Source organism: Mesorhizobium sp. C432A (assembly GCF_030323145.1).
Taxonomy (GTDB): Bacteria; Pseudomonadota; Alphaproteobacteria; order Rhizobiales; family Rhizobiaceae; genus Mesorhizobium.
The window spans coordinates 1393205-1412431 of sequence record NZ_CP100470.1; the positions used below are offsets into that span (position 1 = coordinate 1393205).

General features: G+C 61.6%; 19 protein-coding genes and 1 pseudogene. 10 read left to right on the forward strand and 10 right to left on the reverse strand.

What is annotated here, in order from left to right:
- Nucleotides 1-172: 172 nt before the first annotated feature.
- From NLY33_RS06685 to xth, 3 genes and pseudogenes are all read left to right on the forward strand, one after another.
- Nucleotides 173-2842 carry a DNA translocase FtsK gene (locus NLY33_RS06685; RefSeq protein WP_023708891.1) on the forward strand — a complete coding sequence of 890 codons (2670 nt, stop codon included), beginning with the start codon at nt 173-175 and terminating at the stop codon, nt 2840-2842.
- 138 nt (nt 2843-2980) lie between these two features.
- Nucleotides 2981-3660 (forward strand): annotated as a pseudogene (locus NLY33_RS06690) (outer-membrane lipoprotein carrier protein LolA).
- A gap of 196 nt (nt 3661-3856) precedes the next feature.
- A complete protein-coding gene (gene xth / locus NLY33_RS06695) occupies nt 3857-4663 on the forward strand; it encodes an exodeoxyribonuclease III (RefSeq protein ID WP_023705018.1) in 807 nt (268 codons plus the stop codon).
- 159 nt (nt 4664-4822) lie between these two features.
- On the opposite strand, the gene NLY33_RS06700 is transcribed toward xth, so the two are convergent.
- Both NLY33_RS06700 and NLY33_RS06705 read right to left on the reverse strand, forming a co-directional pair.
- Nucleotides 4823-5278, reverse strand: coding sequence for a cyclic nucleotide-binding domain-containing protein (locus NLY33_RS06700; RefSeq protein ID WP_023670494.1), 456 nt, complete (start codon nt 5276-5278; stop codon nt 4823-4825).
- A 178-nt stretch (nt 5279-5456) separates the two neighbouring features.
- Nucleotides 5457-6140 (reverse strand): response regulator transcription factor, encoded by a 684-nt coding sequence (locus NLY33_RS06705; RefSeq protein WP_023670493.1) that lies wholly within the window; start codon nt 6138-6140, stop codon nt 5457-5459.
- A 145-nt stretch (nt 6141-6285) separates the two neighbouring features.
- On the opposite strand from NLY33_RS06705, the gene NLY33_RS06710 reads away from it, so the two are divergent.
- Nucleotides 6286-6822, forward strand: a complete 537-nt coding sequence (locus NLY33_RS06710; RefSeq protein ID WP_198020356.1) for a L,D-transpeptidase family protein — start codon at nt 6286-6288, stop codon at nt 6820-6822.
- Nucleotides 6823-6987: 165 nt separating this feature from the next.
- Here NLY33_RS06710 and NLY33_RS06715 read toward each other — a convergent pair whose 3' ends face one another.
- Complete coding sequence (locus tag NLY33_RS06715) at nt 6988-7227, reverse strand: hypothetical protein (RefSeq protein ID WP_023670491.1); 240 nt, start codon at nt 7225-7227, stop codon at nt 6988-6990.
- A gap of 134 nt (nt 7228-7361) precedes the next feature.
- Between NLY33_RS06715 and gcvA the strand changes: the two genes are divergently transcribed.
- Nucleotides 7362-8282, forward strand: a complete 921-nt coding sequence (gene gcvA / locus NLY33_RS06720) for a transcriptional regulator GcvA (protein ID WP_023698383.1) — start codon at nt 7362-7364, stop codon at nt 8280-8282.
- Nucleotides 8283-8297: 15 nt separating this feature from the next.
- On the opposite strand, the gene NLY33_RS06725 is transcribed toward gcvA, so the two are convergent.
- From NLY33_RS06725 to NLY33_RS06740, 4 genes are all read right to left on the reverse strand, one after another.
- Entirely contained in the window at nt 8298-8717 is a 420-nt protein-coding gene (locus NLY33_RS06725) for a DUF1761 domain-containing protein (RefSeq protein WP_023705016.1), read from the reverse strand.
- Nucleotides 8718-8822: 105 nt separating this feature from the next.
- On the reverse strand, nt 8823-9521 hold the full coding sequence (locus NLY33_RS06730) for a class I SAM-dependent methyltransferase (protein WP_023702382.1): 699 nt from the start codon (nt 9519-9521) through the stop codon (nt 8823-8825).
- Nucleotides 9476-9901, reverse strand: coding sequence for an EVE domain-containing protein (locus NLY33_RS06735; protein ID WP_023670487.1), 426 nt, complete (start codon nt 9899-9901; stop codon nt 9476-9478). The genes NLY33_RS06730 and NLY33_RS06735 overlap by 46 nt, the downstream gene beginning before the upstream one ends.
- A gap of 88 nt (nt 9902-9989) precedes the next feature.
- Nucleotides 9990-10286 (reverse strand): YciI-like protein, encoded by a 297-nt coding sequence (locus NLY33_RS06740; RefSeq protein ID WP_023705014.1) that lies wholly within the window; start codon nt 10284-10286, stop codon nt 9990-9992.
- Nucleotides 10287-10671: 385 nt separating this feature from the next.
- Here NLY33_RS06740 and NLY33_RS06745 point away from each other — a divergent pair, with 385 nt between their 5' ends.
- The 4 genes from NLY33_RS06745 to NLY33_RS06760 are packed head-to-tail and all read left to right on the forward strand — an operon-like array spanning nt 10672 to nt 14026.
- On the forward strand, nt 10672-11901 hold the full coding sequence (locus tag NLY33_RS06745; protein WP_023709450.1) for a glycosyltransferase family 2 protein: 1230 nt from the start codon (nt 10672-10674) through the stop codon (nt 11899-11901).
- On the forward strand, nt 11891-12895 hold the full coding sequence (locus NLY33_RS06750) for a glycosyltransferase (RefSeq protein ID WP_245260377.1): 1005 nt from the start codon (nt 11891-11893) through the stop codon (nt 12893-12895). Before NLY33_RS06745 ends, NLY33_RS06750 begins: the two co-directional genes overlap by 11 nt.
- Nucleotides 12896-12899: 4 nt before the next feature.
- Nucleotides 12900-13400: a GtrA family protein gene (locus NLY33_RS06755; RefSeq protein WP_023705010.1), complete on the forward strand. Its 501-nt coding sequence runs from the start codon at nt 12900-12902 to the stop codon at nt 13398-13400.
- Nucleotides 13397-14026, forward strand: a complete 630-nt coding sequence (locus NLY33_RS06760; RefSeq protein ID WP_023705009.1) for a class I SAM-dependent methyltransferase — start codon at nt 13397-13399, stop codon at nt 14024-14026. Before NLY33_RS06755 ends, NLY33_RS06760 begins: the two co-directional genes overlap by 4 nt.
- A gap of 178 nt (nt 14027-14204) precedes the next feature.
- Here NLY33_RS06760 and NLY33_RS06765 read toward each other — a convergent pair whose 3' ends face one another.
- Entirely contained in the window at nt 14205-15038 is an 834-nt protein-coding gene (locus NLY33_RS06765) for a class I SAM-dependent methyltransferase (protein ID WP_084013598.1), read from the reverse strand.
- Nucleotides 15039-15295: 257 nt separating this feature from the next.
- Here NLY33_RS06765 and NLY33_RS06770 point away from each other — a divergent pair, with 257 nt between their 5' ends.
- A complete protein-coding gene (locus NLY33_RS06770; protein ID WP_023705008.1) occupies nt 15296-17062 on the forward strand; it encodes a DUF7056 domain-containing protein in 1767 nt (588 codons plus the stop codon).
- Here the strand turns inward: NLY33_RS06770 and NLY33_RS06775 are convergent.
- The gene (locus NLY33_RS06775) at nt 17059-18075 is read right to left on the reverse strand and encodes an NAD(P)H-dependent glycerol-3-phosphate dehydrogenase (protein ID WP_023705007.1); all 1017 of its coding nucleotides are present in this window, start codon (nt 18073-18075) and stop codon (nt 17059-17061) included. The two genes, NLY33_RS06770 and NLY33_RS06775, sit on opposite strands and share 4 nt — an antisense overlap.
- Nucleotides 18072-19157: a tRNA (adenosine(37)-N6)-threonylcarbamoyltransferase complex transferase subunit TsaD gene (gene tsaD, locus NLY33_RS06780; RefSeq protein WP_198020357.1), complete on the reverse strand. Its 1086-nt coding sequence runs from the start codon at nt 19155-19157 to the stop codon at nt 18072-18074. Before tsaD ends, NLY33_RS06775 begins: the two co-directional genes overlap by 4 nt.
- Nucleotides 19158-19227: the final 70 nt, after the last annotated feature.

Here is a 19227-nt window from a genome sequence, read left to right on the forward strand (position 1 = left end):
CGACCGGATTGGTTCTGAACTGTTGAGACTGCCTACAGTGGAGTGAGCAAGATCCGTGGCTCTGGGTGCGTATAGTTAATGCGGCCTTAACCTTCCCCCCGATAGTCTGACATCCGAATCTGCCGGAGTGCGTCATGCGCCCGGCCAGTCCATGACAGACGGGGAACGAAGCATGCGTTCAGGGGCTTCAGCACCGCTCGCGCTGACCGATACGGGGCACGGCATCCAGGCATTCGCGCGGCGCCAGGTCGGGCGGCTGGTCGGCGCCGGCCTGTTTGCGCTGGTCGCCTTTGGCGTCGCGGCGCTGGCGACCTGGAACGTCGCCGATCCCAGCTTCTCGCACGCCACCGCCAACATCGTCACCAACGCCATGGGTTATGCGGGCGCGGTATTCTCCGACCTCGCCATGCAGTTCTTCGGCCTTGCCGCGGTCGCCGCCCTGGTGCCGGCGGTGATCTGGGGCTTTCTCCTGTTTTCGGCGCGCGGCGTCGACAGGCTGCCGAAGCGCGGCCTTGCGTGGTTCGGCTTCGCGCTGCTCGCGGCGGCGATGGCCGGCTGCGTGGTGCCGCCCAAGACGTGGCCGTTGCCGACCGGCCTCGGCGGTGTGTTCGGCGACATGGTGCTCAATATTCCGGGCGTGGTCATTGGCGGCTACCCGACCGGCATCGTTGCCAGCATCATTGCCATGGTGCTCATTGCGCCGGCGCTGTGGCTGTTTGCCTATGGCTCGGCGCTGATTGCGCGCAAGAACGGCTTTGCCGTCTTGGAGCGCACCGCGGAGCCCGATCCCCGAGAGGACGATCTGCTCTTCGACGAAGACGAGGACGAGGGCGACGAGGGGATACTGGCGCTCGGCGCCGTTACCCACTGGTGGCTGTCTTTCCGCGCCTGGATGCATCGCCGGGCTGTGCGCCGCCAGCAGGAGCGCGACGAGTTCGAGCCGGAGATGGAGCAGCGCTCCACCGCATGGCGCCGCGCCGCCGAACGGGTCGAATCGGCGGAATTCGCCGAAGCGCGGATGAGCCCGGATGGCCGCGCCCGCGTCGAGCCGGAATTCTTCGCCGCCATGGTCAATGACCGCAGCGTTTCCGTCGATCCGGACGATGACGACGTCCTCGATGCCGGTTTCGACAATGGCGACGAGGAGGTCGAACTCGACGACGAGCCGGTCCAGCGCCGTGCCGCGCCGAACGCCAAGGTGCAAAACTTCCGGTCAGATGCGGCGACCCGCGTCGCCGCACCTGCGCCGCGTCCCGCTCCCGGCGCGCGCGTCCAGCGCGAGGCGCAGACCTCGCTGATCGGCTCGGAAACATTCGAAATGCCGTCGCTGCATTTCCTGTCGGAGCCGAAGAACGTGGTGCGCGACGCCAGCCTGTCCAAGGACGCGCTGGAGCAGAATGCGCGCCTGCTCGAAGGCGTTCTGGAGGATTTCGGCGTCAAGGGCGAGATTATCGCGGTACGGCCCGGCCCCGTCGTCACGCTCTATGAACTGGAACCGGCGCCCGGCATCAAATCGTCGCGCGTCATCGGCCTGTCCGACGACATCGCCCGCTCGATGAGCGCGATTGCCTGCCGCGTCGCCGTGGTGCCCGGCCGCAACGCCATCGGCATCGAATTGCCGAATGCCAAGCGCGAGACCGTCTATCTCCGGGAGATCCTGGCCAGCCGCGATTTCGAGACGACCAAGTCCAAGCTGGCGCTGGCGCTGGGCAAGACCATCAATGGCGAGGCGGTGATCGTCGACATCGCCAAGATGCCGCATGTGCTGGTCGCAGGCACCACCGGCTCCGGCAAGTCCGTCGCCATCAACACCATGATCCTGTCGCTGCTCTACAAGCTGACGCCGCAGGACTGCCGGCTGATCATGATCGACCCGAAGATGCTCGAACTTTCCGTCTATGACGGCATCCCGCACCTTCTGACGCCGGTGGTCACCGACCCGAAGAAGGCCGTGGTGGCGTTGAAATGGACGGTGCGCGAGATGGAGGACCGCTACCGCAAGATGTCCAAGGTCGGCGTGCGCAACATCGACGGCTTCAACGCGCGCGTGCAGTTGGCTGAAAAGAAGGGCGAAAAAATCTCGCGCACCGTGCAGACCGGCTTCGACCGCCAGACCGGCGAGGCGATCTACGAGACCGAGAACCTCGATCTCGAGCCAATGCCCTACATCGTCGTCATCATCGACGAGATGGCCGATTTGATGATGGTCGCCGGCAAGGACATCGAAGGCGCGGTGCAGCGCCTGGCACAAATGGCGCGCGCGGCCGGCATCCATGTCATCATGGCGACGCAGCGTCCGTCGGTCGACGTCATCACCGGCACCATCAAGGCCAATTTCCCGACCCGTATCTCCTTCCAGGTGACGTCGAAGATCGACAGCCGCACCATTCTGGGCGAGCAGGGCGCCGAGCAGCTGCTCGGCATGGGCGACATGCTGTACATGGCCGGCGGCGGCCGCATCCAGCGCGTGCACGGCCCGTTCGTCGCCGACGACGAGGTCGAGAAGATCGTCGCCCATCTGAAGCTGCAGGGCGTGCCCGAATATCTCGACGCCATCACCGAGGATGACGGCGAGGACGATGACGAGCCGTCGGGCAAGGGCGGCGCTGGCGGTGGCGGCAACAGCAATTTCGAGGATTCCGACGATCCCTACGACCAGGCGGTCTCGGTCGTGCTGCGCGACGGCAAGGCGTCGACCAGCTATATCCAGCGCCGGCTCGGCATCGGCTACAACCGCGCCGCCTCGATCATCGAGAAGATGGAGAAGGAAGGCATTGTCGGCCCGGCCAACCATGCCGGCAAACGCGAAATCCTGGTGCCGACCGAGGACGACAAGTTCTGATCAGCCGATACGGCCCGGCGGCAACCTTGAACCTTTTGGCGCGTTACAGCGACTGAGCGCTGTCCGGCCCGCCAAACTTAAGTCTAACTGGGGGTCCACGGACTGCAACGAGACACACACCACACGAGAGTGACCGGCATGAAAAACGATCTTTCCGCGATCAGCGATTTCGCTCCAAACCGTCGCCAGTTGCTCGGCCTTGGCCTGATGCTTGCCGGCGCCGCGGCCATCAACGTCGTGCCGGGGTTCCAGCTCTTGGCCTCGGCGCAGGCGGCAGTGCCGCCGACGGCGCAAAAGATCGCCGACCATTTCTCCTCGGTCAAATCGATGAGCGGCGAGTTCGTCCAGTTCGGCCCCAACAACCAGCAGACCGGCGGCAAGTTCTTCCTTGAGCGGCCAGGCAAGATTCGCTTCAACTATGACGGCAAGTCGAATTTCCGGGTGATTTCCGACGGCAAGTCGGTGGTCATCCTCAATAAGCGGCTGAAAACGTCCGATCTCTATCCGTTGTCGAAGACGCCGCTGAAGCTGTTGCTCGACACCAAGATCGACCTCTCGGGGGCCGCGTGAAATCGATCAAGGAAGAGAGCGACCTCACCACCATCCAGCTTGCCGACAAGTCGGTGTTCGGCAATTCGAAGATCACTATGATGTTCGATCCGAAATCCTATGATCTGCGCCAGTGGACCATCACCGACGCGCAGGGCAAGGACACCACGGTGATGATCTACAACACCAAGGAAGGCGTCAGCTTCCCTGCGGACACCTTTGCCATCGACTATGCGGCGAACCGCGAGCTGAACACCAACCACCGCTAGATGCGGTGAGGCCGGCCTGCCAATGGCGATCTCCTGCGCTTCCGGTGCTCACGTGGTTTAAGTACGCTCCGCTCCGGTTCTCGGAGACCGCCATTCGACTCGGCCTGACCTGAATCAGAGCCGCCGCCCGCAAAGGCTGGCTTGTGTTTGTGGCGCTAGGCTGGCAGTAGATCGGCGACCTTGTTCGGACCGCCGCATGCCCTTCTCCATCGCCACCTGGAACATCAACTCCGTGCGCCTGCGCATGCCGATCGTCGAGCGGCTGCTGACGGAGCAGGCGCCCGATGTGCTTTGCCTGCAGGAGACGAAGGTTCCCGACGAGCTGTTTCCGGAAAAGGCGTTCCGCAAGGCCGGCTACGAGCACATCGCATTCCATGGCCAGAAGGGCTATCACGGCGTTGCGACGGTGGCGCGGCGGCCGATCGAGATTGTCGAGAAACGGCGCTTCTGCGAGATCGATGACAGCCGGCATCTGTCGGTCAAGGTGCAGGCCGGCGGCAAGGCAATCCTGGTCCACAATTTCTACGTGCCGGCCGGCGGCGACGAGCCCGATCCGGAGATCAACCGCAAGTTCCGCCACAAGCTCGATTTCGTTGCCGAGATGAACGCCATCCGCGCCGCGCATGACCAGGTGTCGGCCTCGATCCTGGTCGGCGACCTCAACATCGCGCCGCAGGAGCACGATGTCTGGTCGCACAAGCAATTGCTCAACGTCGTCAGCCACACGCCGGTCGAGACGCAAAATTTCGACGCGATGCGGATCGCCGGCGACTGGGTCGACCTGATGCGGCTCGACGTGCCCCCAGAGCAGAAGCTCTACACCTGGTGGAGCTATCGCGCGCGGGACTGGGAAGCCTCGAACCGCGGCCGCCGGCTCGACCATGTCTGGTCGTCACCGAACCTGGTGCCGAGCTTTGCCGGCTATGAGATCCTGCGAGAGGCGCGTGGCTGGGAGCGGCCCTCGGACCATGTGCCGGTGATTGCGCGGTTCGACCTGGATTAGGCGTGCCGATATTCAGGTGAGGCCGGCCTGCAATGGCCGATACCTGCGCTTCCGGTGCGTACTTTGAGTACGCTCCGCTCCGGTTCTCGGTATCAGCCATTTTCGACTCGGCCTGACCTGAATCTCGACACACCCAAGCGTGAGCGCGGTCGCGGGGACCTACCCGCCAAACCTTGGGGCCAACTTCTCGATGCGGGCGATCATGGCCTGAAAATCATCGAGGATTCGCTGGTGCAGTTTCACCGCCACTTCGGGATATTCCTCCAGGATGCGGCGAAACATCTTGCGGCTCAACCTTATCACTTCCGAATCGGTCTCGGCCGAGGCGCTGGTCAGCCGTCTTGAGTCGGCGATCAGCGCCAGTTCGCTGAGGATCGTGCCGGGGCCGGCGGTGCCGATCGGGATGCGGTCGCCGTCATGCTCGCGGTAGAGCACGATGCGGCCACTGACCACGATATAGGCTGAGTCGGCTTCGTCATCCTCGCGGTACAGCTTGCGGTCGGCCTGCAGATGGGTGGCTTCGGCGCCGAAGGCGAGCAGGCGCAGCTGTTCCTGCGTGAAACCCTCAAAGAGCTTCACGGCGGACAGGATGCGGATGTCGTCATCCAGCGCCATCTCTAGCTGCGTCCCCGAACGGTCAGTCCAATCCCTCCCTTAGAGCGCCGCGTATCCAATTGAACGCGCAAAGGACGCTCTAACACTTCAATCTGCGCAGCGGGCCGATCCAGGCTCCCCCAAGCCGGATCCTCCCCGAAACAGTCCCGCCCCGACCGCCTATTGAACAATGAAAAGTTTAAGGAACCAGCTTGTAGCCGCCGCTTTCTGTCACAAGAATTTCAGCATTGGAAGGATCGCGCTCGATCTTCTGGCGCAGCCGGTAGACGTGCGTTTCCAGCGTGTGCGTGGTGACACCGGAATTGTAGCCCCACACTTCCTCAAGCAGGACGTCGCGCGTCACCACCTTCTGGTCGGCTCGATAGAGATATTTGATGATCGAGGCTTCCTTCTCGGTCAGCCGCACCTTGCCGCCGCGCTGGTCGATCAGAAGCTTCTGGCTGGGCTTGAACGTGTAGGGGCCGACCGAAAAGGTGGCGTCCTCGCTCTGCTCGTGCTGGCGCAGTTGTGCGCGTATGCGGGCGAGCAGCACGGCGAAGCGGAACGGCTTGGTGACATAGTCGTTGGCGCCGGCCTCGAGGCCCAGAATTGTGTCGGAATCGGTATCGTGGCCGGTCAGCATGATGATCGGCGCCTTGTAGCCGCCCTTGCGCAGGATCTTCACCGCCTCGCGGCCATCCATGTCGGGCAGCCCGACATCCATGATGAGCAGGTCGATGAGCCCGCCGCGCGCCGCGGCGACGCCTTTGGCGGCGGTCGCTTCCTGCAAGACGTCGAATTCTTCGTAAAGGGCCAGTTGCTCGACGAGGGTTCCGCGCAGGTCGTCATCGTCGTCAACGATCAGAATGGTACGTGATGTCATGGATCAATCCATTGTTTTGAAAAGAATTTTCAGTTGACCGCCCCCCATTTATGCGGAAGCTGACCGGCGCAACAGTCCGATCACAGTGATTTGTTCCGTGACACGATCATACAAGAAAAAACGCGATCGCAATGCAGCCGGCGCAATTTTGCCGAAAAGGCTGCGTGTGCTGGTGGTTCGGGCGAGGCCGGGCAACCCCAGCCAGGGGATATTGCAGGCCGGCAGGAAGGTGTTTGCCTGTGCGCTCGGACGCGGCGGCATCTCGGCCAATAAGCGCGAAGGCGACGGTGCGACGCCGCTTGGCGAGATGCGGATTTTGTCAGGATATTTTCGGGGCGATCATTTCGCGGCCGGCCGCAAAACCCGGCTGGCGATGGCGCCGATCGGCGCCGATCTCGGCTGGTGCGAGGTGCCGGACGACCGCAACTACAACCGGCCGGTGAAAATCCCCTATGGCGCCAGCCATGAGCGAATGCGGCGCGACGACCGCCTCTATGACGCCTGCCTTGTGCTGGACTGGAACATGGCGCCGCGCCGGCGCGGCCGCGGCAGCGCCATCTTCTTCCATCTGGCGCGCCCAGGCTTCACACCGACGCAAGGCTGCGTGGCGGTGACGGCGCGGACAATGGCGCGGCTGTTGCCGCTGGTGTCGGACCGGACGGTGGTGAGGGTGGTGAGGTAGGGAGTAGGGAGTAGGGAGTAGGGAGTAGGGAGTAGGGAGTAGGGAGTAGGGAGTAGGGAGTAGGGAGTAGGGAGTAGGGAGTAGGGAGTAGGGAGTAGGGAGTAGGGAGTAGGGAGTAGGCTGGTGTCGGCGCCGTTTCCTTCACTACTCACTACTCACCATTGCCTAACGCCTTCTCGGCTTCTGCCACCCAGTGTCCAGCAATCCAAGCCGGCCGAGTTCCCGGTCCACGGCCCGCGTCACGTCCTTGCGCTGCGCGCCGACGTCGCGCAACTGGCGATCCGACAGATCCTCCACGTCCTGGCGCGGCAGGTTGATGGCGACTTTCGCTTGGCGAAGCCAGTCCGTTACGGCATGCAACCAGTTCGAGCGAGCTGCTGGCGAGTTCAAAACGAAGATGGACATGATGCGCTCCGTGTTCCGCCGGATATCAAATCCGGCTTGATGGTGTTTCGATGGATGCATCATGCCGCATTGAAATCCATGCGAGAAACGAGTAGTTCTTTCCGGATCGTCAAGTTTTATTTGAGGATACGGTGATGTCCCGTCTGTTGCCCGGAACGCGCGCGCTGAGGACTCTGGAAGCCGCCGCCCGCCACCTCAATTTCACCCGCGCTGCCGACGAGCTCGGGCTGACGCCGGCGGCGGTCAGCCACCAGATCAAGGAAATCGAGGATCAGCTCGGGCTGGTGCTGTTCACGCGAACCAGTCGTACCATCCGGTTGACCGAGGCCGGTACGGTGCTGTTCGAGGCCTCGATCGATGCGCTCGACATGCTCAACCGGGCGGTCTCGCGGGCGCGCAAGCTGACGCGCGGCACGGCATTGCTGAAGGTAACGCTCGACGCGCAGTTCGCGTCAAAATGGCTGATGCGGCGTGTCGACGATTTTCGCAAACTTCAGCCCAGTATCGAGCTGAGATTCGACATCGGCTACGAAGTGCGCGATTTCGAACTCGACGACGTCGATGTCGGCATCCGGTTCGGGGTCGGCAAGTATCCGGGGCTTCGCGCCCATCGCCTGTTCGACAACATCCTCATTCCGGTGTGCAGCCCGAGCCTGCTGACCTCCGGCCCGCCGCTGCGCGAACCGCGCGACCTCTTCAACCACACGCTTGCCCATATCGAATGGTCGCGCCAAGGCGTGACATGGCCGAACTGGCGCATGTGGATGGCGGCGGCCGGCATCAACGATTTCGACGACAGTCGGACTATCGTGTTTGGAACCTCTACCGATGCCGTGCAGGCGGCGCTCGACGGCAATGCCGTGGCGCTCGCCGAGTTCGCCATGGTGGCAAACGACCTTTCCCAGGGAAGGCTGGTGCAGCCCTTTGAACTCGGTCTGCGCGTGGGGCCGGAGTTCGGCTACTTCCTGGTCTATCCCGAGAGCACTGCCAACGATCCGCGCATCATCGCTTTCCGTGAATGGATCCTCGACGAAGTCGCCAGGACGCAGACCTGACGACTTCAGCAGGCCTCAGCCGGCGACCGGCGCCCCGAACCAGCCGATCACCGCGCCGATGAGCAACAGCACGCCGAGCCAGTGGCCGCCGTCGATCAGGGTCAGGTCCCAGCCGAAATTCTCATAGCGATGGTTGGCCGTCAGCGTCGTGGCGACGAAACCCAGCCAGAGGACGAAGCCGAAGACCAGCCCTGCGACAAGGACCGGCTCGCCGCCGGTCATCGCGCCGACGACCAAGGCTAAGACCAGCGCCATGATCAGCTCGGCGATGAAGGAGATGATGAAGGGCAATATCGATTTCTTTGACGTTGACGGATCGATCCTGGCCGCCCTCATCCAAGGCTTGCTGAGGGCCGTGTACCAGACGGCGCCAAACAGCCACGCCGCGACGGCCGCGACAACCACCGCCAGCCAGTTCACCACTGAAAAATCCATAAAGTCCTCCCCTCAAGCATGCAGCCCAAAGCCTGACGGTTCTGGGATAACGACATGCGTATTCTTCAAATCAATGCGCGATGGAACGCCTGTTCGGCAATGCCGTCAAGCGAAGCGCCACACCGTGGTGCGCTTGACCAGGGCGTCCTCCAGCGCCCGCGTCACCGCCACTTCGTAGACTGCGAGCGGCTCCAGTCCCGCCTTCGGCATGTAGGAGCGGCCCGGATCGCCGACGAGGATGTCAGCGCCGCGCGCCTTCAGTGTCGAAAACCACGGCATCAGCGTGTCGGCGAAGGATTTGTCGTAGAAGACGTCGCCGGCCAGCACCACGTCCCAGCCGGCGTCGGTGCCGATGCAGTCCGTGCCGCAAAAGTCGATGGCAACGCCATTGGCCTCTGCGTTGAGGCGGATCGCCGTTTCGCAGAACGGGTCGATGTCGGCGGCGATCACGTGCGCCGCACCCGCCTTGGCGGCGGCGATGGCGACAAGGCCGGAGCCGGAGGCGAAGTCGAGCACGCGTTTGCCCCGCACATCCGACGGATTGTCCAGCACGTAACGGGCAAGGCCCTGACCGCCGGCCCAGGCAAAGGCCCAGAACGGCGGCGGCAGGCCGATTTCAATCAGCTCGTTCTCCGTGCGCTGCCAGAGGTCATGCGCTTCGTCGGCAAGATTGAGGACAATCTCCGGCACATGCGGCGGCGACATAAGCGCCGTGTTGTCGAGAATGAACTTTTTCGCGCTGTTCGGCGTGAGGACCGTCACGGAGCCGGCGTCAGGCCGCCCATGCGGCAGACTTCCTTCCATTCGGCCGGCGTCACCGGCTGTACGGAAAGCCGTCCAAGCCGCACCAGCGCCATCTCGGCAAGCTTCGGATTGGCCTTGACCTGCTCCAGCGTCGGCGGGTTCGGCACGTCCTTGAAGGCGCGGATGTCGACGCATTCCCAGCGCGGATCGTCGGTGGTGGTATCCTGATGGGCAAGCGCGCAGACCTCGGCAATGCCGACGACGTTCAGCCCCTCATTGGAGTGATAGAAGAAGCCGAGATCGCCGATCTGCATCGCCTTCATGTTGTTGCGCGCTGCATAGTTGCGCACGCCGTCCCACTGCGTGCCGGCCTTGCCCTTGGCCTTCAGCGCCTCGAAGGAGAAGACCGAAGGTTCGGATTTGAACAGCCAGTAGTTCATGTCTTTGCTCCAACTACTATTTTTTGCGCAATTCCGGACGGAAAACCGTTACACACTTTTCCTGGGATCGCTCTAGGCGCCGCCGGAACTAACTAGCCGCCGGCTTGTTGAAGGTCCAGTTCCACTGGCGGATTTCGACACTTTCGAACAGCCCGGCCTTGGCATAGGGGTCGGCAGCCGACAGCGCCTGCGCACCGGCGAGATCCGGCGCCTCGACCACGGCGAGGGTGCCGTTCGGCTTGCCGTCGGCATCGAGGAACGGACCGGCAAAGGCCAGTGTCCTGTCGGCGTTCAGGCCCTCGAGAAAGGCGACGTGGGCGGGTCGCGTGTCGACGCGCACCTGCAGGCTGCCGGGCTTGTCCTTGCAAATCAACGCAAACAGCATGCTTTCGAAACTCCGGGTTGGGATTGCGACTAAAGTTCGCCTTGAACTGCCGAAACCGCGTTTTTGCTTTTATGGTGCCTTCGGGTCAATGCCAAATGATCTGTCGCGATGGATCTCCGCCCCGCTCAAGGCCAAGGCATTGAAATGATGGAACCACATGAGTTTGATGAAAGTCACAGACGATATCGCTTCGCCCGAAAGAGCAGACACAGGCAACAGCGCTGCATTGCGAAAAAAGAGCGCCTGGCCTTTGCGATTGCTGCTTATAAAGACGCCACTGGATATTTCGTAAGTCAAAGATAATCAATTTTCGATATGATACGCTCCCAGCGGGTCAGTTGTGGGGATGGGCTGGTTCTTCCAGAACGCCTGAATAGAGGACGCAATGGAGAGCATCGCGGGGGACACGACAGTCAGGATCGACGACGCCACGCCTGCTTTCACGGTCAGCATGGAGACCGAGCGCGTTCTCGTCTCTGCAATTATTCCTTGCCTGAACGAAGAATTGACGATTGGCATTTGCATTCGCAAAGCCTTCGATGCCTTCTTGAGGCGCGGCGTCAAGGGGGAAGTCGTCGTCGGCGATAATGGCTCCACGGACAGGTCGGTGGAGATTGCGCAACAGTTGGGAGCGCGGGTCGTCCATCAGCCGGTAAAGGGCTATGGCGCGGCAATCAGCGCTGCAGTTGAAGCGGCCGAGGGCAAATATCTCATCATGGCCGATGCCGATGATTCCTACGACTGGAGCCAATTGGGCGATTTCATCGATGCGTTGGAATTGGGTGCGGACTTTGTCATGGGCAATCGGTTCGCCGGCGGTATCGAGCCGGGCGCCATGCCGCTACTGCATCGCTACCTGGGCAATCCCGTCCTGTCCACCATCGCTCGCTGGCTGCACAAATCTCCGATCCGCGACTTCCATTGCGGCATGCGCGGCTTCACTCGAGAGGCATTTCAGAAAATCGGCGCACGCTCGCCGGGAATGGAATTCGCCTCGGAAATGATCATCAATGCGCATCGCGCTGGGCTCACCATTCGTGAAGTGCCGATCAAGCTCTACCCCGACAAGCGAAACCGCGCCCCGCATCTGCGTTCCTTCCGCGACGGTTGGCGCCATTTGCGGCTCATTATTGCTCACGCGCCGGACACCATGTATCTCGTGCCTGGGCTGACCTTGCTGATCACTGGCATTGCCGGCCTTGCAGTTCTCGCTGCCGGACCTGTTCGCATCGGTGGATGGTACTTCGGAATTCACTTCGTCGCGCTCTCGGCTATGGCGACGTTGATTGGCCTTTCAGCGATCCTGTTCGGTATGCTGGCAAAGGTGGCAATCGCCATCTACCATCCGGTCTACAGCGGTCGAATTGTGTCATGGCTGACGCGCGGTCGCCCTTTGGAATGGCTGGTTTTTTCCGGTGGCGTACTCGCGGCAGCTGGCTTCGCGGCGGACGTGGCACTGGCGCTACATTGGATTTTTGTCGGTGGCCCCATGGAGCAATCAGTGCATCTGACCTTTGTGGTCACCACTATCTGCGTGGCCGGCATGTCCATGGTGCTATCTGGCTTCGTGCTCAAGTTGCTGCTTGATACATTGAGCGCCAGACATGAGTTCTAACCCTTCAGCAGCCTCGCGAGCGGAAATTCAAGCCGTAAGCCGCGCAGCCGAAAAGCCTTTTCTGTCGGTCGTCATGCCTGTCCATGACGGGGCGGCATGGATTGGAGCGACACTTGATTCACTTGCTGCGGAGCTGACTGGCGACCTGCAGATAATCATTATCGACAGCAGCCCGACGAACGCCACAGCTGCCATTGTCGAGCGATTCCTCTACCGGCCGGCGTTCCGGCTGCTTCGGCGAAAAGATCTCGGGCCTTGGCAGTCGAAGACCAACCTGGGCGTTGAGCTAGCCGCCGCCGATTATGTCTGCATACTCCACCAAGACGACCTGTGGTTGCCCGGGCGCATTGAGGCCGCTCGACGCTGGCTCGCGGACGCACCCGAAGCAGCGCTTCATTTAGCCCCGACTGCGATCGTTGACCGCCACGGCCGGCGAATGGGATGCTGGAACTGTCCCTTGCCAACCGAAAAGGTGCTCGAATCTGAATTCTTGCTGGAACGGCTTCTCGTACAGAATTTCGTGTCTGTGCCTGCTCCGATTTTTCGTCGGAGTGCTTGGCTGGCATGCGGGGGCATGGATGAGATGCTTTGGTATACGGCGGATTGGGATATGTGGGCGAAGCTCGCTGTTGCCGGATCTGTCGTTTATCACAAAGAGATAACCACAGCCTTCCGGGTTCATGGCGATTCGCTGACCGTAACCGGATCGCGCGATGCGAACGAATTCCGTTCGCAAATGCAGACTGTCCTAGAGCGCCATCTGTACCGGCTTTCGGCGCGCAGCCGACGCCAGATTGAATCTGCTGCTCGGGCATCGATCAGCGTCAATGTGTCGCTGGCGGCTGCGTCGGGCGGCGACTTGAAGGCCTTGGTTCGAGCGGCTCGCACCATGCTGTCGCTCGGGCCGACGGGATTAAGGCGCTACTTGCGCGATTCGCGATTGCTGGAGCGCGTCATGTGCCGGCTTCGCGCGAAACTGACAGGAGCGTTCTGAGGCAATGTTCAGCTCTGCCAGGATCGCCGACGACCAAGTGGACAAGAGCAACCATGCCGGAGCTCACGAAAGACCGCTTTTGGAACGTGGATGGCGGTACACTGTGGTGGGAGCGATATGCGCAATTGCGCACAATGCCATCATGATTGCGGTTGATCAGCTGAGTGGGCATTACCTGCTGGGCATCATGATTTCATTCCTGGCTGTGATGCCTACGGGATACGCTCTGCACAGCTGGTTCACCTTCGGCAAGCCACTTCGCTTGAAAGCGTTTGCGCGTTTTGCGGCAGGTGTGGCTGCGGCCTATCCGATCTCGGTAGCCATGATGGTGCTTCTCTGTTCATGCCTCGGCCTTGGCGTTGCGATTGCGTCTCCGATCGCCACAGTTGCGTTGCTCATCTGGAACGTTGTCGTTGCGCATTTTGCTATCTTGTCACGGTTCAATCTAAAGCCCATCACCTTGCCGGCGACATCCTCTCGCTCAACCACGGGAAACGAGGAATGAGAATGTTGCCGCCAGGACAGATCATGCGCAGGGCTCTTGGCCGTCATTTCAAGCCGGTCGGAGACATCTACCGGCGTGTTTTCGTCAATCTCAATGTAATTGCGGATTTTCTCGATCGCGAATTGCCGAACGGCGCGAGGGTTTTGGATATCGGCGGCGGGGATGGAGCGCTCGTCGACCGGTTGCTTGATCGGCGCCCCGACCTAACGGTTACGATGTGCGATCTCGCACCTTCAATCGGTGCCTTTCTAAGCAACGCAAATCGGGCGAAGGTCGAACTTCTGCCCGCCACGGACCTTTCCAGCGTGCAGGGATCTTTTGATGTTGTGACGATTTCCGACGTCATTCATCATGTGCCGGTCGATGGGCGCGACGCATTCTTCAAATCGCTGGCCGACAGTTGCGAACGCTGGGCCTGCCGGAAGATCATCTTGAAGGACATCGAGCCTGGTGGAATACGCGCCACCTTGTCGCTTCTTGCGGACCGGCACATTACCGGAGACAAGCATGTCGTGCTATTTTCACGCTCGGACTTCACGGCCATGGCAAGACGGCATTTCCCCACAGCAAAAAGAGCATCGGCGTTACCGGACCGGCCGAATTATTGTGAACTGCTCAGCTGGTAGCAGATGGGTAGATCCTGGCGGGTCGCTAGAACGTTTCACCGTTTCACGGAAACGGCGAACCGCTCTATCTCTTTGTTTTTGCGCAATTCCCAAGGGAAAGCGCTACGCGCTTTTCCTGGGAAAACCGATCACACTTTCCTGGAATTGCTCTTGGCAATAAGCGCTGGTCAGCGACACGCTATTTGGTCGCGATGGTGCCGAGCATGCTGGCGATCCGGTGACTCTCCGGGCGATCGACCAGAAATTTGTCGATAAACTTCAACGGGAATGTCAGCGTCAGGATCGCGGCTTTCGCTACCATGTAGCGGGTTCGGTTCTCTCGACCGACAACGACGCCGATGTATTCGGACAGGATGTTGACGATCGCGCTTGTCGGCCCTTGATGCGTCTGGACCTCTACCCTTGCGAACCGCTGGAGAAGCTGCTCGATCCCGTCCTTTGTGAAGTTGCAGTAGTGGGCGGGATAGCCGTGATAGGGGAACAGGAAAGGGTTGATGCAGAGCAGCTTCCCACCCGGCTTCAGGACACGGAACACTTCATCGACGACCGCTACCGGATTGGGAACATGCTCGATCACGCTGTCCAGAATGACGACGTCGACGGAATCGCTCGCAAGCGGCGTGTGCTCGATATTCGCGACCAGATCGACGTTCGGGGTGGGGAACAGGTCAATGTTGAGAACATCGGGGCGGACGCGCCGTGCGCCGGAGCCGAACTCAACGATCATTGAGTCCTGAGGTATCGAGGCAAGAAACGAATTCAGCGTGTCGTGCGGCGAATATTCGCTGGTGATGACCTGCTTGAGCGAATTGTAGAGACGGGCGCGCGTACTGGTACCGGCATACGCCTCTTCATGGAAGCTCGCGTCGAAGCCCTCCCTCACCGGCGACTCGACAAAGAACGGAATGCCTTTGTGCACGGGATAGGGGGCAGGGCAAGATTCGCAGGTCAGGGCAACCGGGCTTGTGCCAAGCCTGGAATAGCAGACTGGGCAGACGAGGCCCGATGCCATCTTGGGTTGTAGCACGCGATGTCCTTTCAAGCCTCCGCATTGTCGCAGAAGGCTGGCTGCCGTGTTTGAACATAACCCTTCTTAACAAGCAAAAGGCTAACAGCGGCTAAAGTCCGCTGCGTATAGACAGGCTGGAGCGGAGCGCTGCAAGAATCCGAAGCGCGACGGCTTCAGTTCCGCACAGTCTCGGAAAATTAACCGCGGTGGAACCATGCTTCGCCAAGCGGAGCTGCCGGCCTCGAAGTTGTTGTCTGAGGATGAAGGGCGTTGCGCCCAGCGAGGCAGCACGCCTGGCGTTGGTCTGCCTGGGCACGATCGAGGGGGTTGTCTTGAATACGCAGGAGCCGGGACCAAACAAGCTGTTCGCTCTCGGGCAGCGCCCAACAACAACTTTTCTGCATATCCTGATCGCACTCAAGATCATCTTGCTGTTCGTTCTGGCTTGGAACATCCGCTTCGTCATGGATGAATTCGTCCAACTCGGATGGGCGAAATATTTCTCCAACGGCCTGTTCGATACGATCTGGCATCCCAAGGCGGTCGGCTATGCGGCTTTTTATGAGATTGCTCATCTGATCGGCTGGAATGCCACGTCGATTCTGCTTGCTGGCCGCATGCAGACTGCGTTGCTGGCCTGCGGGACGATCTCTTTGATCTACCCATGCGCTCGCGCTCTGGGCGAGGATCGCGTGCGCGCTTTGACGATCGTCCTCGTTCTCCTGTGCTTTTCGAATTTCATGGAGCGCATCTTTCGTACCATCGCCGAACCGCCGGCAGTGTTCTTCGCCGTGGCGGCGTTGCTGGTTGTCCTGCGCGCACCTGGGTTGAGGGCAAGGCAGCTTGTTGCCGCCGGCATGCTAAGTGGCCTTGCCTTCGTCATCACTCAGAAATCGGTCTACTTCAACGTTGCGCTCGGCATCGGCCTTGTTGCTGACGCAGCCTTGATGAGACGCTACGCAACAGGGGCGGTTCGCGGAGGGTGGCTCGTGCTTGGATGGGCCGTTCCGATAATGGTCTATTGCTTGATCTTCGGTGGAGGCGCCCCTGTTCTCGCGGCCAAAAACCTTTTACTTGGCCCGGTCGAGATTGCGACGCGTGGAGGCGGTGACTACGGGGGACTGAGGCAGTTCGTGTTACAGACACTGGCGCGGAACGCCCTTCTTTACGGGATCTGTTTCTCCGGTATGGCCCTGTCACTGATGCGGATCATGAAACTCGATGGTCGAAGGCGAATTGCGCTGATCTTTTCACTCGTCATCACGGTGCTGGTATTCACGCACGACCAGCCCTGGCCTTATGTCTTCATCATGGCGTTGCCGTTCGTTGCGCTCTGGTCGTTGGAGCTTCTCGACAGCACCGCAACCCACGCGCGCTACCGGGTTCCTGTCCTCGCGGTGCTGATCACAGCCATCGCAATGAGCTACGCGAGCAATGTCGTTTACCTACGCCTCAACAATCAGGCCCAGCTTGAACTGGTCTCGCGCGCGGAATCTTTGCTCGCACCGGATGAGAAGTATTTCGACGGCATCGCCATGCTGCCCAATCGACAGGAGCCCTCCACACTCTGGCTCGACCAGCATTATGTCTTGAAAACATTGCAGGAAGGCAGGCAATCGGAAGCCTACAAAGTTCTCTCGGATTCCCCGCCCAAGATGGTCCTCTGGTCATATCGCATGGATTTGATCGATACCGTGATCGCGCCTCTCATCCGCGACAGCTACGTCCAGATCGCTCCCAACATCAGAATGGCTGGTCGTCGCCTCTATTCCGGTCGTCCGGTCGTTTTCAAGGTGCCTGTCGCCGGACGATACAGCCTGTACACGACCAGCGGGGAGCTTGCAGACGGCGAGGTCGAGATAAACGGCACCTCGCATTCTTCGCCCCTATCCTTGGAGGCAGGTACCAGCGACGTTGTCCTGCGCAACGGTCCAGCCGAGGCACTGCTGCTGCCGGAAGGTCACTATGAAAACCGCATCGTGCCTGGCGGGGACAATACCGAGCTGTTCACGGGAGTTTACAATTAAATACCGGTTTCGGTCTTCAGCGGCCGGGTCATCAATGCCGTGACAGCCTGCCGAATGGTGATCGTGCCGTCCAGTATCGCCGACACCGCAGCGATGATCGGCGCGTCGATGTGGCGCTCGGTGGCGATGCGGGCGGCGATCGCCGCCGTCGGCACGCCTTCGGCGAGCGGCAGTCCGGACAAGGGCTTACCTTGCCCCAGCGCCAGCCCATAGGCGAAATTGCGCGACTGGGCCGAAGAGCAGGTGAGCAAAAGGTCGCCGAGGCCGGAAAGCCCCATCAGCGTCTCCGGCTTGGCGCCGAAGGACGCGCCGATGCGGCGCAGTTCGACGAAGCCGCGTGTCACCATGGCGGCCTGCGCGCTGGCGCCGAGCCCAGCGCCGGTGACGGCGCCAGCGGCAATGGCGAACACATTCTTCAAAGCACCGCCGATCTCGACGCCGATCAAATCGTCGCTGGAATAGCAGCGCAGATTCTGCGCCGAAAAGCGCGCGGCAAGCTCGGCCGCCAAGGCGTCGTCGCGTGCAGCAACCACGACAGCGGTCGGCAGACCCCTGGCGACGTCGGCGGCAAAGCTGGGACCGGACAGGGCCGAAACCGGAGTTTCGGGCAGAATCTCATCAACGATCGCCGACAGCAGCGCGCCGGTGTCGCGCTCAATGCCTTTGGCGCAGAGAACCAGCGGGATGCCTTTCGGCATATGGGGCTTTGCCGTCGTCAGCATGGCGCGCAGCGCCTGTGCCGGTGCCACGGCCAGCGCGCAATCGGCATCGGTCAGGGCAGTGCCGATATCGCTGGTCGCCGCAATGCCTGTTTCAATGGCGATGCCGGGGAGATAACGCGGGTTCTCGCCGCGGCGGATCGCGGAAACCGTCTCTTCGTCGCGGGCGTAGAGCCGCACATCGTGACCGGAGCGCAGCATCGCCAGCGCCAGCGCCGTGCCCCAGGCGCCGCCGCCAAGCACGGCGACGCGCCAGCCGGTTCTGTCCCTGCCGCTTGTCTTGCTGGCGCTCATGCTTTCGCTCCGCGCCGGCCGGAGCCGACCATCGGCGCCGAAATGCTGTCCAGCGGCCAGCGCGAACGCGGCACGAAATCGAAGCCGTTCTCTTGCGACAGGCCTGCCCGCAACCGCTCGATCCCGGCCCAGGCGATCATCGCCGCATTGTCGGTGCACAGTTTGAGCGGCGGCGCGACAAAGGCGAAGCCGGCCTCGGCGCACTGCTTCTGCAGCGTCGCCTTGATCGCTCTGTTGGCGGCGACGCCACCGGCAACGACCAGCGCCGGCTTGGCCTTGTCCGGAAATTCGTCGCGGAAGCGGGCAAGCGCGCGGGCCACGCGGTCGCCCAGCGCATCGGCTACTGCCGCCTGGAACGAGGCGCAGATGTCGGCGACATCCTGCTCAGTCAGCGGCTGGATGGCGGTCGCCGCCTGGCGCACCGCAGTCTTGAGGCCGGAGAAGGAGAAATCGGGCTGCGCCGAGCCCTTCATCGGCCGCGGAAGGGCAAAGCGCGCCGCATCGCCCGACATTGCCGCCTTTTCGACGTTCGGGCCGCCGGGATAGAGCAGGCCGAGCATTTTGGCCGTCTTGTCGAAAGCTTCGCCGAGCGCGTCGTCGATGGTCGTCGCCCAGCGCTGGTAGTCGCCGACGCCGCGCACGGCGACGATCTGGGTGTGGCCGCCGGAAACCAGCAGCAGCAAATAGGGAAAGTCGAGCCCGTCGGTCAGCCTTGCGGTCAGTGCGTGGCCTTCGAGATGGTTGATGGCGATCAGCGGCTTGCCGGCGGCCGCTGCAATCGCCTTGGCCGTCATCAGGCCGACGATCAGCCCGCCGACCAGGCCGGGGCCCGCAGTGGCGGCAATGGCGTCGATGTCGGCCAGGGCTACGCCCGAATCCGCAAGAGCGGCCTCGACAATGCCGTCCAGCGCCTCGACATGGGCACGCGCGGCGATCTCCGGCACGACGCCGCCGAAGGCGGCGTGCTCCTCGATCTGGCTGAGCACGATGTTGGACGCAATCACCGGCACGGAATCGCCGTCCAGCGTCACCACGCTGGCGGCGGTCTCGTCGCAACTCGTCTCAATGCCCAGAACGCGGATCAATTCGTCGCTGTCTCCAGAGATTGTGTCGCCGGACTTTCCTAGTTAGTAGAGGCGGGCCTCGTTAGGG